Source organism: Lelliottia sp. RWM.1 (genome assembly GCF_016859735.1).
GTDB lineage: Bacteria > Pseudomonadota > Gammaproteobacteria > Enterobacterales > Enterobacteriaceae > Enterobacter.
Genome location: NZ_WLVC01000041.1, coordinates 1 through 14,711 on the forward strand (window position 1 = coordinate 1; position 14,711 = coordinate 14,711).

A 14,711-nucleotide genomic window follows, 5' to 3' on the forward strand; every position below is an offset into this window, starting at 1 on the left:
GCTTACCGCTCATGGGCACCTCTCTTTAAGTCATCTTAAATGACTCTGAGGTGTCTGTTAAACCCGTGGCGATTCAGTGCTTCTTGTTCACCGAACAAGAGAGTAACGTAAGAAAGAATTTCACTGATTCATTCAGTATCTATCAGCACAAGTTAGCTTTTGAGGTTCGTATGGATTATGGCTTTACAGAGACTGCTAGCCCCGATTATTGGGATCAGATGCTAGCAGTGTATAAAGAAATGATAGCTACTACTAATCAACCTTTTTTGAGGGTGATGTAACTGGTGAGAATATGTCGTGGTAGTTTTTTGTTAGTATTTTTGTTAAATGGGAAAATAGTATTTCATGTAGTTCATCGCTAATTGTGCGAGCATGAGTTATAACGTTATGCACATTTTTTTTATTGGTTTGGTCTTCTATTTCATCACATTTTTCGAGAAATAATTTAGTGGCTGCTACTATGTCTAAAATATCTTTTTTTACTCGTTTATTTTTTATTGATATATTCCACATTGGTAATTCGTAAATTAAAACTTGTAGCTGTATACTAGTTTCTTTAAATATTTTATTATGCTGTGTTATTTTTTCGTTTAATTCATTAATTGCTCTTGCTTCATTATTTTTAATATCTAGTAAATAATATGAGAGAGCATCAACTACATCAGGTTGAGTGAGTGCCTTACAGTCTTCTAATATTAGTCTCGAATACATGTGTATCTTTGATATGGCTTCTAATATCAATTGAGTTTGTTTAAAGGCAGCTTCGTTTACTTTACCATCTAACCATTTTTTAACTTGTAATGCAGCCACCATAGCTACTAAAAAAGTTCCAACGTTGGCTAAGGCTGAAATACTATCAGAGTCAACTTTGAACGGCTCTTTATTCACTATAAGATTAAATAAGATAGTGAAAATCACGCCAACAGAAAAAGCAACAAGCGTATTATTGTTTATCTTTTTAAGAGGATCAAATCTCATTTTTATAACTACCTAATCCCAAGAGTATAGTTAGGAGGATTTTACTATGCGGAGTTTCAGAGAACAACTGAATAACGGGACGTTCAACCAATCCAGTAGCAGTGTCAAAAAAAAATTCACAAATTCAGAGGGAGTTTTACGATATTAGAAGAAGGATACTGTGAGTTTGACTTAAGTGAATATGAAAGCTTTTTCCTTCTCAAATGCTCCAGGAACCATTCTAAGAGATATAAAGGAATGATGCGATAAGTGCCAGGGTTAGTGTAAAATAACGTTGTTTAGAGGGTGAAGGGAAGGATTCAGCAGTGAATGTGATCAAGAAAGTATGGAACGTTGTTAAGCCGTATATTTTCAGGTATTACGTTGCTTTCTTTTGTGGCGGCGTTGTTTGGATGTTCCTGGATGTGTACGTTACTAAAGGTATTGATGCTTCTTTTGTGTCTGCTTGTGCTGATATGGCTTTGGTAGCATTAGCACTGATAGCTGGCGTTCAGGCTAAAAAGATATGGCAAGACAAATTTAAAGATGAATCTTATACTTTTGCTAAAAAAATATATTTAAAAATTAGAGCTTCTGATTCTTGTTTTGATTCTTTACATTTTAATTTGAAAAAAACCAGTGAATATATTTATTGTTATACGGGTAATGTTAATATAGCGCCTGATTATAAGATTAATGGATGTTTAATAAGCCCAGGACACAATCATGTAACTGCAATGAAAGGTCACGCTTTATTCATATCGGACTATGCAAAAAAGCTAAGAACATCCATACAACCACGTTTCAAAAAGTATTATGATGATTTGAAAATTGATTTGTTACACTTACAATTGGCTGAAGGGATTTTAATAAGTGGTCAGTTAATTGATGTTTATTTCCAAAAGCTTGGTGATGTTAATGCTAATTTAAATGTTTATTTAGAAGCGTTGACAGATTTTTATTCTTCCTATGGTTTTTCTTTAAATGGTGATAAATATGATGAGGGGGAATATTTGGAGATGTCTTATGAAGGTGACTTCACGACGGTTAAAAATAAATTTGATATATTAATGAAGAGCTTCAAAGAACTTCAGAGTGTTAGAAATGATATCTCTATTGGAGAAGTAAGTATAATAAAATATTTTAAGGTGAAATCTTAGAGGTATAATTCTGCAGGGGAATTTGAAAAGCTTTATAATAAAAACAGAAGATGAGACTTCAACCTGTAGTCTTTAAAAAAATAAACTATAGCTATCTTTCTCGTGAAGATATGATTCAATACTTTCAATATTCCTCAGTATGTTATTATTCGTTAATTTATTTTATCGCATTATCAATTAATATAATAATTTAAAATTCATTTGCAGTTTTAAACGTATATAAGTGTTAAATTGTAGTGCGAGGTCGTTTTATAGGCTGGGTAGCAGTATTTTTATGGTGTTTAACATAATCATCATTATGGACGCAGCGTTAACAAATATATATCTAGTAGAGTGGAGGGCATTATTCAGTAGTTATGATTTACTGGTATAGTCATGTAGGTAGATAAGGTTAAAGATCAAAGTCAATGGCATCTGTCTGTCAAACGCTCACCTCATCTGTGCGAGGCCGTATTCTTCGTTCCAATCACCGGGAGGAAGAATACGGCTGGTGTGATTAGGCCAGTTGGTTGAGCAGGTTACGATACCCGATGATCTCGGTCTCTTTACGCTGCAATCCGGCTTCGATTTCACTCACTTCAGCATTGAGGCTGTTACTGAGCTTATCCTGTAGCCCATTTTTTAACGTCTCAAGCTGGGTAAAGATGGCCTGCGACCCGGAAGACAGTTGTTGCGCCAGATCGTCAAACATGGAACCCAACGCACTATCCAGTATTTGCTGGAGCCGCTTTTTATCCTCTGGCGTTTTTACCTCTCCCTGGAAAGGGAACATCATCCGGGATTCATCGACGTTGAGCGTCAGTTCAGGCAGTTTCAAACCATAGATGGCACTTTCCAGCGCACTACGGAACACGGAGGCATCATACTTATCGCTGTCCGTATTCAGGTGTTTCACCAGTGACTGTCGCAGCTGTTTTTTTAATGCGCCCGGCTCAATCAGCGTATTGAAATGTTGGCGGATCTGGCTGGCACAGGTGCGGCTGTATTGACGAAGCTGTTCAACGGCATCCTGCGGGTTAAAGTACTGGTAAGACACTGAGGTTGTGCCATAGGCTGTGCGAGTCCTTCCCCAACTGAACGGGTTGTACCAGGAGGAGTCACTGACCTCGTAGGAATAACTCTCTTGTCGGATGCCGGTATGTGCTGTCAGATGGCGATGGCGAGAAATGTCTTCAGCCAATTGCGAAGAAATCTGACCTGTCTGCTTACGTGCTGCAAAAATGGCATCGCCAATAATTGAACGTAGTTCTGCGGCGATCCCTTCCAGCCGCTGCTGACACTGGGACTGTTGTTGTCTCAGGCTCTGGAGATCCTGCGTTTCCAGCGTAGTAATGCGGGAAGTGATTCTCCCGGTCAACCGGGCCAGCAGACTCTCGAATTGCACTTCACTCTCGCGGGTAAAGCTTTCGCGCTGCTGGGTCAGTATTGGCAAGCGGTCATGACGAGCCTGCTGCCAGGCCCCACGCAATGTCTCGACGTTAGCAATACGCCCCCAGTCCTGTTGGCTGAACATGTCCGGCCAACACTCTTGCGCCATTGCCTGTAACTCGCCATGAATGTGGTGCATGCTGCTGCTCCATTTGTCCGTCGGCCAGTGCGCGAAGCCCCATGCGAAGGTACTGGCAAAGACCGGTTGCGCCAGGTATTCAAGAATAACGGCCCGTGCCTCATTGCCGTTTTCTCGTTGAAAGGCAACGAGTTGCTCCGATTTTTGCTGAGCAATACGTTGCAGGCGTTTATGGATATTCTCTTCAGTTTCCGCCAGAGAAGCACGATCGTAGCCGTCATCCAGAATCACGGAATCATATTGGCCAGCAACCAGCACCAGACGTTTCACCCCTTTACCGGGCAACTGCTCGCCAAGCAGGCGGATATCGGCGTCATCAAGGAACTGGCTACAGCGAGAAAGGAAAAACACCACATCACAATTCGCCATGTAATCACGCGTTTTTTGTGAACGGCTCTGCACCGGGTCGTTCATCCCTGGTGTATCCACCACTTCAAACCCTTTCAGCGCTTCGTCCGGAAGCGTCAGTACGGTGGATTTTACCAGTGCGGTGTATCTCCCATCGTTGCCCGTAAACTGATTTAACAGGCCTTGTAGCTCGCTGATGTCACGGGCGTTAATCACCTCTGTCTGATCCTTGAGGTTTGCCACTTTTTGCCAGTGTTCGGTGAGCGAAATATTGCTATCAGCAGACATTGCCAAAAGTTCGCAGGCCACTTTATGGCTGTCGCTATCCGATGGCTGTCGGGCCTGTTCGGCGATCTGCTGCCACTCCTGTTCGCTGTAATATTCGACCTGAAGGCTGTGCGTTTCACCGTAACCAATTCGGGTCAGGTTCGCGGTTTTAGGGGTGGCGGCTTCAGGCAGAATAGGGCGTCCATCAAACAGCAATGTGTTAAGAAAGGTGCTTTTCCCTGCTTTTACTTGACCCATAATGCCGATGTTGAGCGTCTGCTCATGATGTTGCCAGCGGGCCAGTTTTTGCGAGTAATCCTGAGCCAGCGTTTTTAACGCATCGTTTTCCGCGGTAAAGAGCTGCGGGAAATGCGCGCAGGCATCCAGAGCACGTTGAATACGCTGTTGCAGAGTTGTGGTCATTGAGGTCCCTTTATAAAGCAGCTATCGCTGATTGAATGTTCAATCGCGTTATTTTTAAGAAACAGGTACACCTTCTCTGAAACACTCTTCAGGTTCGATCCTGGCATACTGAGTTTTTTTAATTTTTTCAGATGGCAGATCGAATCAGGAAGCCTGGAAATCTGTCCATATCCGCCTATGTTTATACCGCCAAGCGTCTGGGGTAATACATTTGAGTCCGGGAACTCGGTGATCTTGAAGGAATCAAAACCGAGCCAGTCCAGATTGACTAATAATGATAACCCGGCTGGAAATGGCGCGATGTTTTTCCAGGATGACGGGTAAAGATCGAGTGTGGTAATACCGGCGAGATCGGAGATGTTTTTCCGCAATGATATTTGTGAAACATCATTTTCCCTTGCCCACTCCTTGAGTTCGGAAAAGAGTTGATCTATGTAAGAGGTCAGGAATTCGTGCCAGACGGAGAGAGCATGAAGACCTAACGCGAGATGTCGTGGTTTTCTATTTTCAACGGGCAATCCGATAATCAGGCAGGTGAGATAAACGATGGTATCCATCTGCACCTCACCAATATTCAGCATTTGTGCCAGCGCCTCAAACAGGGTCACTTGCGATTGTGTGAGCGGGGCATTCACGCGGGAAAAAACCAGGCAGTCAAGCATAAAACAGTGGTTGCCACCGGCATCGCGCACGGTGTCGATCGCCTCCGCCAGCCCCTCCTGACTTAGCTTAACCGCCATCTGACAGAGTTCGGCTTGTCGTCCTTCCATGTTGATGGTGGGGAGCCACAGTTGCAACATGCGCAGCTGATCTTCACCGATCGGCCCCTGGTTGAGCAGTACCATAAACAGCAGGGCACAATATTGCCGACGGGTATTTTCATCCTCGTCCGCGAGGGAGTGAGGAGAATAGGGGTTCTCTTTCAGACGCTGGCGATCCAGTTGCTGTAAAATCGCTAATGTTGAGATTTCACTCATGATAAGTCTCTATAAAAAAACTGTGCCAGGTATTGAAAGCCGGGGGCAGTTCAATAATGTCAAAAATAGCCTCGCCTTTTTTTCCGTACTCTTCGTTTTTACTTTTTTGGGCATCCATAAGGATGTCCATCACGAATCCGCTTTGATATAACGTCACTGAGCGACAAATTGTTTTTTCACCCAGAAAGTTAAATGCTGAGTCTGCGGTTAATTTGTGATTAAACGCGTACTTACCTTTTTTAAAGAATTGATGCGGATGAGGAATTGAACGCAAAAGATATCCGTTAGATGACGTGTTTATAGAGAGATATTTGACCTCTATGTTGGCAATATTTATCCGCTTCGTTATTTGCGTGAACAGTTTTGGCGGTGTTTTCACGCCCAGGAGTTTCATGCTCCAGAAATTAATTTGCAGGATCTGCTCTTCCGTCACGCCAGTCAGTTTTGCCAGCCAGGATAACCGTTCCACATGATGTGGTGTGAGTGGCCCGGCGAGGCGCTGTAAAACGGCAAAGTCAAACAGCAATGCCAGTCCCGACTGTTTCACGCTGCGTATGTTCTCTATGATACGCGTCAGCATAGCGGCATCCAGTTTGGCGGCTTGCTGAAGATAATGTGAAAGCGGGAAGGACGGGCCAATAGCCGGGAGAAATAACAGCAACAGGCGCTGTTGAGCCTCGGTTAATGCTCCATTTTCCAGCAGCAAGGCTGCAAGAAGCGTTAAATAATCATCTTTAAATGCCGCTTCAGTTGATGAAATAAAATGGGCATCCAGCGGTTCGAGCGCGACTCTGGCCTCGGTAACGACTGTGTCCATGAGTCTGCGCGTTTTTTCCTGATTCACTCTTTTGCTCCTTTGTGCAGCGTTTGCAACGATGCATAGCGTGATGTCTCTCTTCGAAGCAACGTGTCCAGCCGGGTTAATGGCTCGTTGCCCATCAACGGCTGCCAGATATCCCTGTCATCCACTCTGTCGTGGCGTAGTAGCCGTTCACGGTTTTTTAGCGGCAGGTCTGTCATCAGCGGCTGCCAGGTTTCTCCGATCGCGAGGCTGTCCCGCCGCAGAAGCCGATCCATATGCTCCAGCGGAAAATCGCGGGTCAGCGGTCGCCACAGCTCCAGGTCTGGGTCGTGAGGCAGGGTTACGCCGGTTAGCGTTGCCAGCGATTGCAGCATACTTTGCAGATTCACCGCCGTGTATTGCAGCATAGACAGGCTTTCCGGCTCATCCAGCGGGATCGTCAGCCGATCGCCTATCTGCTTCAGATGGCGGAAGAACGTCTGCTGGATCTCCTTGAGCGATACGCACACCTCTTCAAGTTGTTGGAGGTCATTTTTGCATTTGCGTTGCAGGCTCTGCAGGTCGGATTGCACGCCAGAATCATCACTCAGTGAGAGAATACGGTTGAACCTGCTCAGTTGCCTTTGTGCGTCCTGTCGCGCCTCGCCAAGGTAATTTTCGTAGGCCATAAACTGGCGTTTAAATTGCCGGGTAAAACCCGGATCACGATAAACATGATTCCACTGCTCCAGGTACTCCTGTAGTGGCGCGATAGACCAGGGTTGACGCGGACGCGTGGAGAACGGCAGTACATCAAGCACTTCAATACCGCGCTGAGTCACGGTTTGCCGAACCAGGTCGACAATTTTCCCGATGGTGTCTTCGGGGTGTTTATCGGCACGGCTGACAACAATCAATTTGGGGATATGCTTGTCGAGCGAGGCGAGAAACGCGATGTCATCTTCGGTGATCGTGCCCTTATCCGCAGGAACCAGCCAGATAATAAACTGTGCGCTGTTAAGCTGGCTGCGCGCAATACTGGCATCCGTGCGTAGGCTGGACTCTTCATCCGCTTTGCTGTAGCCCGGTGTATCCAGTAGCGCCAGGTTTGCCCAGTTGAAGCCGTTATGTGCCACCACAACGGATTTGAGCATCCGGCTCACCTGGCTGCCGTAACGTTCGCGCTCCTCATGGGTGAGCGTGCGAAACTGGCTGTGGCTTAAGGTGATGAGGCGGTTAAATAGATTGATCGCTTTCACTTCCGGCGTATCGTGCGTTCCTTGCACCAGATATGTTGGCAATGACGTTGTCGGGTCCACTTCTGTGACCAGGCATTTACGATCGCCCACCAGTGCATTAATCAATGATGATTTACCGGCGCTGAAGCTCCCGCCAAGGCCCACCACTACCTTGCCGGAAAGTACCGGATACTCGCAAAATTCCCGGAAACGCACCATTTCATAGCGCAGCGACCGAAGAATATCGGTGAAGGTTGGCGGGCTGCCGCGACGAGCAAGGTCTGGAAGCTCCTGTTCAATCAGGTGCTCCAGCGCAAGCAGTACGGCTTCGTCTTCCTTTGCTGCGCCGTTAGGGCGATCTTCACAGGCTTCACAGAGCAGGGCATAGCGATCGCGCAACACGGCTTCTTCCAGTGAGGCGAAAGCATCAGCCATGGTTATATACCTGCAACTGGGCCAGCATCTGTTTCAGCGCCATGCTGTCTGCTTGCCATGTTTGCTGGCGTTGGGCTTCGGCCGCTTTCTCGGTATGCAGATCGCGCACCTTGAGATCCAGCGTTTGTTGCACTTTTGCCATCGCCTCATCCGTCGAACGGCTGATGGCCTGCATGACGTCATCGATGGTGTTGCTAAGCCCGCGGGCAATGTCGGGTGCGGCTTTTGAGCAGCATGACGGAATGACCGTATTAATCACGTGACGTCGGGCTTCTTCCTGCTGCTGGCGTTGAATCAGCTCTTGGCTGCCGCGCTGGAATAGCCCTTCCAGCGCTGAGATGATGAAGGGGGTTAAGAATTTGCCCATAGGGATACGGGTAATGAGCGTGATGGCGGCAGGCAGAATGTAAGCCAGCGTCATTTTGATAATCTCTGTGCCTGATTCATTGGACTTGAAACCATGCGCATAGGCCACGTCCTGCATCTGCAATTCTTCCTGAAGTTGCAACTGCCCCAGTTCTTTCTGGATAACGGGCTTGAGATAACGTTCAACACCCTGTGAATAAGACATGCGCAGGGCATGGCCAATCGTACCGCTGACGTCTTCACCATTAAGCAGTGCACGCGTGAGTGTATCGAGTTGACCATTCATGCGGCTGGCAAAATCATCCACAATAGCGCGTTCGGCCAGATTGCGTTGCTCATGCAGGCGGGTGGTGATTTGCTGAACGTCTTCCTGCATGCGTTGGTACTGTTCGGCAAGTAACTCTCGCTCGCTTTCAATTTCTTCCAGGGTCTGGTTATGGCCCTGAGAGAGTTGTTCAATTCGTATCAGAATATCGTTGATGCATTTCTGGACCGGAAGACCAATGGCCTGATGCCAGAACTGCTGCTGTAAAGGCAGAAGAACCGGGAGTGCCGTTGCCCATTCGGTCGCATTTCTGCGTTGTGTACGGCACACCGCAAGTAACGGTTTTTTTGCCAGTTTTTCAATCTGCGCCTGGACATGCGACACGACCGCCTCGACATCCTCCGGGCGCTTTTTATCGCATTTAGTGATCACAAGCATCATGGGCTTGTCATGTATGGCCAGTTCTTCAATGATCTTGCGCAGGCTCTCTTTCAGGACACCTTCATCCACGCTGACCACAACGCAGTAGGCGGCGCTGCGGTCGAGATAGTTATCGATCGCCAGAGAATGCTGGGTGATGCCGGATTCCCAGCCAGGCATATCGACCAGCGTCATACCGTTCAGCTTCGCAAGAATGGGGTTGGGCAGGGTAATGTCGACGACGTTATCCGGATCATGCTCGCCAAACTGCTGCGCTTTTAAGGCGTCACGACTTAACGGCAGAGGCATGGTGTTTTTGCGGCGCAGGGTAATTGACTCCTGAGGCGCAAAGTGCAATTCCGTGGGCAAACTGGTCTCTGGATCGATGGCGACCGATAGCAGGTTATCCTGTAATAAACTGTTGATCAGGGACGATTTACCGGCGCTAAATGCGCCAATCAGCGGCAGTCGTACGGAGAAGGTGCGTATGTTTTCCTGAATAATATCGAGATTTTCTATCGAAAATTCATATTGTTGCCAGTAAGCACGCAACGCGATCAGGTGGGTTTCAATAAGGGTGGCTTCTGTCTGTGGAGGCAACATATTTTTCCTTAAATAATCAGCAAGCGACTACGTTATTAACGGCACTTTCACAGGAAAATTAAGGTAAATATCTGATTACTTTCAGCTGACTTTCCTGCTAGCGAACCAGGGTCCACTCTACGCAGGCTGACTGACACAATATGTCGTTGCGCTCGGCTGGGCATTAAAATGCAGAGAAAGTTGTAACATTGTAAATAATGTTAATCAGTTACGTTTTATTGATCTCAGGCAGTGAATTGTACAAAAAATAACCTTATCCTGAATGGGCACAATGGCTGACAAGGGAGGAAATAGCATGTCCGTTGACAGACTGAAACGCGATCTGCTGAACAAGCTGATCAACGCCCGAATTGACCTTGCTGCTTATCTGCAACTGAGGAATGCAAAAGGGTATATGTCGGTCAGCGAAAGCGAACATCTGCGTGATAATTTCTTTGAACTGTGCAACTTCATGCGTGAAAAAGCACCCATCCTGAAAGCGGAGTACGGGGAAAGCGAGTTAATTGCGCTGCGCCGTGCCGCCGAGGTGCTGTCCGTTGCTGGAGTATGCCTGATGAATGGGCATCACGACTGCCCAACGTTTATCGCTGTTAACGCGGAGAAGCTTGAACACTGCCTGACGACAATGTCTCTTTGTATTATGTGTCTGAACGAGCACACGAAGCTCGAGCACATCTAAGCCCGGGGGAGGCGACTCCCCCTTCTGATTAAGCTTTTGTAAAAGTGGTAACGCGCCCTGGCTCAGTGGCTAATCTTTATGCCATATGCTGATAAAGGAGTGTGTTATGCATCGATCCTCGCTCATTTTCGTTCCTGTGTTATTTGTCCCCTTTTCCCTGCTTGCGGCTCCTGATGCGGTAAACGTTGAGGTGTTGCAAAACAAACTTGATCACCCCTGGTCGCTGGCGTTTTTGCCAGACAATAAAGGGCTGTTACTGACGCTGAGGAACGGACAGCTTAAACACTGGCAGGCGGGGAAAGGGTTGTCTGATCCCATTGCGGGTGTTCCCAACGTTTGGGCAAGTGGTCAGGGAGGATTACTGGATGTGGTATTAGCCCCCAATTTCTCTGAGTCACGCCGGGTTTGGCTGAGCTATGCCGAAGTGGGAAACGATGGAAAAGCCGGTACTGCGGTGGGTTATGGTCGGTTAAGTGATGATCTGACGCGCATTGAGGGCTTTCAGGTGGTATTCCGCCAGATGCCGAAACTCTCTACCGGTAACCATTTCGGCGGACGACTGGTGTTTGACGACAAAGGCTATCTGTTCATTGGCTTAGGAGAGAACAACCAGCGTCCAACGGCTCAGGATCTGGATAAGTTACAGGGGAAAGTTGTGCGCCTTACCGAAGACGGCAACGTGCCGGCGGATAACCCCTTTGTGAAGACTTCTGGTGCGCGGCCTGAAATCTGGTCTTACGGTATTCGCAATCCGCAGGGAATGGCGATGAATCCCTGGAGCGATACGCTATGGCTCAATGAGCATGGCCCGCGTGGCGGAGATGAGATCAATATTCCGGAAAAAGGCAAAAACTACGGCTGGCCGCTGGCAACACACGGAATTAATTACAGCGGGCTGAAAATCCCGGAGGCGAAGGGTGAGCATGTCGAAGGAACCGAGCCGCCGCTGTTTGTCTGGAAAGTGTCCCCTGCCGTGAGCGGCATGGCGTTCTATAACAGCAGTGTCTACCCGCAGTGGAAAAACAAACTCTTTGTCGGTGCGCTGAAGGAGAAAGCGGTCATTGTCCTGAGCGTTGACGGTAATCGCGTGAGCGAAGATGGGCGCATTCTGGAAGACAGAGATAAGCGAATTCGTGATGTGCGGGTTGGACCGGATGGTGCGCTGTATGTGTTGACTGATGAAACGGACGGGCAACTGTTAAGGGTAAGCCCGTCCGGGAGGTGATCAGGTTACGGGGATCATCACGACGTTGCGATACGCCGGGCGCTCACTGAGTTGCTGGATCCAGCGTTCAAGATGCGGGCGCGGGGTCCACTTCAGACCCATATTGGTCAGGTTCCAGACAAAGGGCGCTACGGCGATATCACCTACACCAAATTCCGTACCTGAGAACCACTTATGCTTAGACAGCTCGTCATCCATCATTGCGAACAGCGTTTCACAGGCATCTTGTGCCGCGTGAATGGCGGGGTAGTCGCGTTCTGACTCTGGCGTTCTGATTAGCCCCATCAAAATGACACGATGGGTGGGAGAGAGCGTCTGGTTTGCCCAGTCCATCCATTTTTCACCCTGGGCGCGTTCCGCCGGGCTATCTACCCATAAGCGGCTTTGACCATACTGGGCGGCGAGATAACGCACGATCGTATTGGACTCCCAAAGCGTTGCGCCGGTCTCTTCATCGCGCAGGAGCGGAACCAGCCCGTTGGGATTCATGGCCAGATAGTCGGCCTCTTTATTCACCCCAAACTGCAAACCCGCCATAACCTGTTTAAACGGTAAATCCAGCTCTTCCAGAGCCCAGAGGACTTTCTTAACGTTGGTCGAATTGTTCCTGCCCCACAGCGTAATCATGTTAACTCCCAAAATAGTCAAACAACCTGAGATGTGAATCAGAGCCAGTGACTGGACATGGTGAGATAAACCTAACAATTACGCAACAGAAGACAAAAAAATCGTTCTTATCAAAGCGTATCTGGATGTTATTGCATAAACTTTAAAAACTTTACCTGGTTTAGGTTTCTTTAAACGCATTAGTACGATATTACTCATCGCTTCTTGCGACACGGTGATGTGACGTGACTTTTTGAATGGACACTCGGGTGGCATTTATGACGCAGAAAATGACTTCTTTGCGCGGCCTGGCAGCAGGTTCCGCGCTCCTGTTTCTTTTCGCTCCTACACTCTACGCAGCTGAGCAGGCTGCACCAGAAGCGCCTCCTGTTGACGCGCGAGCCTGGATATTAATGGATTATGCCAGCGGTAAGGTGCTGGCAGAAGGGAACGCTGACGAACAACTTGACCCCGCCAGCCTGACTAAAATTATGACCAGCTATGTGGTTGGACAGGCATTAAAAGCGGGCAAGATAAAGCTGGAAGACCAGGTGACAATTGGTAAGGATGCATGGGCGACCGGCAACCCGGCGCTGCGTGGTTCTTCCGTGATGTTTCTGAAACCCGGCGATCAGGTTTCCGTTTCTGATTTGAATAAAGGGGTGATTATTCAGTCAGGAAACGATGCCTGTATTGCACTGGCGGATTATGTCGCAGGTAGCCAGGATTCCTTCATTGGCCTGATGAATGGCTATGCGCAAAAACTGGGATTGACCAACACCACCTTTAAAACGGTTCACGGCCTGGATGCGCCAGGCCAGTTCAGTACCGCACGCGATATGGCGCTGTTAGGTAAGGCGCTGATCCACGACGTGCCGGACGAGTACGCTATCCACAAAGAGAAAGAGTTTACCTTCAACAAAATCCGCCAGCCGAACCGCAACCGTCTGCTGTGGAGCACTAACCTGAATGTCGATGGAATGAAGACCGGGACAACTGCAGGGGCGGGATATAACCTGGTAGCGTCAGCGACGCAGGGAGATATGCGTCTGGTCTCCGTTGTGCTGGGAACCAAAACCGACCGTATTCGCTTTAATGAATCGGAAAAACTGCTGACCTGGGGTTTCCGTTTCTTTGAAACCGTAACCCCGATTAAGCCGGATGCTACCTTTGTTACCCAACGCGTTTGGTTTGGTGATAAAAGCGAAGTCAATCTGGGCGCCGGGGAAGGCGGTTCAGTCACGATCCCGCGGGGTCAGTTGAAAAATCTGAAAGCCAGTTACACCATAACGGACCCTCAACTGACCGCACCGCTGAAAAAAGGCCAGGTCGTGGGGACGATCGATTTCCAGCTTAACGGCAAATCGATTGAACAACGTCCGCTGATGGTCATGGAAGCGGTAGAGGAAGGCGGTTTCTTCAGCCGGATGTGGGATTTTGTGATGATGAAATTCCACGGCTGGTTTGGCAGCTGGTTCTCATAGGTAAAAGCAAAACGGCAACCCAGGTTGCCGTTTTGAGTTTCTGAACCTTCTTCCCGAGGGAAAGGAGACCAGGCCGCAATACCCTTAATACATCAACTTAATCTGCTGCGCTTTGGCGTGATCGACCAGGTCATCTTCCGGGCGGCAATCACTCACTATCGTATCAAAACGCGCCAGCTCGCCCATTCTCGCTGGACGTACCTTGCCAAACTTACTGTGATCAACCACCAGAACGTGGTATTGCGCCGCGTTGAGCGCCCAGTGTTTCACCGGCAGTTCTTCCAGGTTAAAGCAGGTTGCTCCCTGCCGCACACTCACGCCTGCCGCAGAATAAAAGGCGATATCCGGGCACAAACTACTGAGTGTGTCCTGCAAATTAAGAGGTTTGAAAATGGCGTTACTGGCGTGGAACTCACCGCCACAGAGGATCACCCGACACTCGGGTTTCTCCTGAAGCGCCAGGAAGGTGTTCAGCGAGTAGCAAACAGCGGTAAACGGCAAACTGCTGTCGATCGCCTCGATGATCCATGGGGTTGTTGTTCCGCAGTCAAAGAACAGCGTCTGATGAGGCTGCACCAGGGAAGCCGCCAGACGTGCCGCTTTGCGTTTTTCTTCTACCAGACGCGTTTTTTGATCGCTTATCAGGTAGTGGCTGGCGCTGCGTGGCTCCAGAACGATATACCCGCCCAGCAGTACAACGGGGGCACTGTCGCTGTTCAGGTCGCGACGAATGGTCATCTCGGAGACACCGAGCAGGGAAGCAGCTTCTTTAAGATGCAGCTTATCACTGCGCTTCAGCGCCTGTAGCAGCTGAGCAATGCGGTCATCGCGTCGTGTTTCCATAGATCCTCAGGGTGGAAAAGTGAACCCCCGCAGGGCGGGGGTTCAAGTGTAACCTGTCGGGCCGGGA

12 protein-coding genes are annotated in these 14,711 nt (G+C 48.4%); 4 read left to right on the forward strand and 8 right to left on the reverse strand.

The features are described 5' to 3' along the window. Window positions 1-252: 252 nt before the first annotated feature. Entirely contained in the window at window positions 253-978 is a 726-nt protein-coding gene (locus GF617_RS21425; RefSeq protein ID WP_203452405.1) for a hypothetical protein, read from the reverse strand. A 305-nt stretch (window positions 979-1,283) separates the two neighbouring features. Between GF617_RS21425 and GF617_RS21430 the strand changes: the two genes are divergently transcribed. Further along, the gene (locus GF617_RS21430) at window positions 1,284-2,117 is read left to right on the forward strand and encodes a hypothetical protein (protein ID WP_203452406.1); all 834 of its coding nucleotides are present in this window, start codon (window positions 1,284-1,286) and stop codon (window positions 2,115-2,117) included. A 496-nt stretch (window positions 2,118-2,613) separates the two neighbouring features. Here the strand turns inward: GF617_RS21430 and GF617_RS21435 are convergent, their stop codons facing one another. Genes GF617_RS21435 through GF617_RS21455 form a run of 5 tightly spaced genes read right to left on the reverse strand, consistent with a single transcriptional unit; the run spans window position 2,614 to window position 9,807 of the window. Then, window positions 2,614-4,722 carry a dynamin family protein gene (locus GF617_RS21435; RefSeq protein ID WP_203452407.1) on the reverse strand — a complete coding sequence of 703 codons (2,109 nt, stop codon included), beginning with the start codon at window positions 4,720-4,722 and terminating at the stop codon, window positions 2,614-2,616. Next, on the reverse strand, window positions 4,719-5,699 hold the full coding sequence (locus GF617_RS21440) for a hypothetical protein (protein WP_203452408.1): 981 nt from the start codon (window positions 5,697-5,699) through the stop codon (window positions 4,719-4,721). Before GF617_RS21440 ends, GF617_RS21435 begins: the two co-directional genes overlap by 4 nt. Next, window positions 5,692-6,516: a hypothetical protein gene (locus GF617_RS21445; protein WP_203452409.1), complete on the reverse strand. Its 825-nt coding sequence runs from the start codon at window positions 6,514-6,516 to the stop codon at window positions 5,692-5,694. The genes GF617_RS21440 and GF617_RS21445 overlap by 8 nt, the downstream gene beginning before the upstream one ends. 23 nt (window positions 6,517-6,539) lie before the next feature. After that, complete coding sequence (locus GF617_RS21450; protein ID WP_203452410.1) at window positions 6,540-8,153, reverse strand: dynamin family protein; 1,614 nt, start codon at window positions 8,151-8,153, stop codon at window positions 6,540-6,542. Beyond that, window positions 8,146-9,807, reverse strand: coding sequence for a dynamin family protein (locus GF617_RS21455; RefSeq protein ID WP_203452411.1), 1,662 nt, complete (start codon window positions 9,805-9,807; stop codon window positions 8,146-8,148). The genes GF617_RS21450 and GF617_RS21455 overlap by 8 nt, the downstream gene beginning before the upstream one ends. A 295-nt stretch (window positions 9,808-10,102) precedes the next feature. On the opposite strand from GF617_RS21455, the gene bssR reads away from it, so the two are divergent. Together bssR and GF617_RS21465 are read left to right on the forward strand one after the other, a co-directional pair. After that, on the forward strand, window positions 10,103-10,486 hold the full coding sequence (gene bssR / locus GF617_RS21460; protein ID WP_181622812.1) for a biofilm formation regulator BssR: 384 nt from the start codon (window positions 10,103-10,105) through the stop codon (window positions 10,484-10,486). A gap of 106 nt (window positions 10,487-10,592) precedes the next feature. Next, window positions 10,593-11,711 carry a PQQ-dependent sugar dehydrogenase gene (locus tag GF617_RS21465; protein ID WP_203452412.1) on the forward strand — a complete coding sequence of 373 codons (1,119 nt, stop codon included), beginning with the start codon at window positions 10,593-10,595 and terminating at the stop codon, window positions 11,709-11,711. Here the strand turns inward: GF617_RS21465 and GF617_RS21470 are convergent, their stop codons facing one another. Beyond that, window positions 11,712-12,338, reverse strand: coding sequence for a glutathione S-transferase family protein (locus tag GF617_RS21470; protein ID WP_203452413.1), 627 nt, complete (start codon window positions 12,336-12,338; stop codon window positions 11,712-11,714). 257 nt (window positions 12,339-12,595) lie between these two features. Between GF617_RS21470 and dacC the strand changes: the two genes are divergently transcribed. Beyond that, window positions 12,596-13,801, forward strand: coding sequence for a serine-type D-Ala-D-Ala carboxypeptidase (gene dacC / locus GF617_RS21475; protein WP_181622815.1), 1,206 nt, complete (start codon window positions 12,596-12,598; stop codon window positions 13,799-13,801). 84 nt (window positions 13,802-13,885) lie between these two features. Here dacC and deoR read toward each other — a convergent pair whose 3' ends face one another. Beyond that, window positions 13,886-14,644: a DNA-binding transcriptional repressor DeoR gene (gene deoR, locus GF617_RS21480; protein ID WP_181622816.1), complete on the reverse strand. Its 759-nt coding sequence runs from the start codon at window positions 14,642-14,644 to the stop codon at window positions 13,886-13,888. Window positions 14,645-14,711: the final 67 nt, after the last annotated feature.

What these genes read in the sequence shown, in the direction of transcription:
- GF617_RS21445 (WP_203452409.1), bottom strand. Translation starts at nt 6,516, where the DNA reads ATGGACACAGTCGTTACCGAGGCCAGAGTCGCGCTCGAACCGCTGGAT.
- GF617_RS21455 (WP_203452411.1), bottom strand. Translation starts at nt 9,807, where the DNA reads ATGTTGCCTCCACAGACAGAAGCCACCCTTATTGAAACCCACCTGATC.
- bssR (WP_181622812.1), top strand. Translation starts at nt 10,103, where the DNA reads ATGTCCGTTGACAGACTGAAACGCGATCTGCTGAACAAGCTGATCAAC.
- dacC (WP_181622815.1), top strand. Translation starts at nt 12,596, where the DNA reads ATGACGCAGAAAATGACTTCTTTGCGCGGCCTGGCAGCAGGTTCCGCG.
- GF617_RS21450 (WP_203452410.1), bottom strand. Translation starts at nt 8,153, where the DNA reads ATGGCTGATGCTTTCGCCTCACTGGAAGAAGCCGTGTTGCGCGATCGC.
- GF617_RS21440 (WP_203452408.1), bottom strand. Translation starts at nt 5,699, where the DNA reads ATGAGTGAAATCTCAACATTAGCGATTTTACAGCAACTGGATCGCCAG.
- GF617_RS21435 (WP_203452407.1), bottom strand. Translation starts at nt 4,722, where the DNA reads ATGACCACAACTCTGCAACAGCGTATTCAACGTGCTCTGGATGCCTGC.
- GF617_RS21425 (WP_203452405.1), bottom strand. Translation starts at nt 978, where the DNA reads ATGAGATTTGATCCTCTTAAAAAGATAAACAATAATACGCTTGTTGCT.
- deoR (WP_181622816.1), bottom strand. Translation starts at nt 14,644, where the DNA reads ATGGAAACACGACGCGATGACCGCATTGCTCAGCTGCTACAGGCGCTG.
- GF617_RS21470 (WP_203452413.1), bottom strand. Translation starts at nt 12,338, where the DNA reads ATGATTACGCTGTGGGGCAGGAACAATTCGACCAACGTTAAGAAAGTC.
- GF617_RS21465 (WP_203452412.1), top strand. Translation starts at nt 10,593, where the DNA reads ATGCATCGATCCTCGCTCATTTTCGTTCCTGTGTTATTTGTCCCCTTT.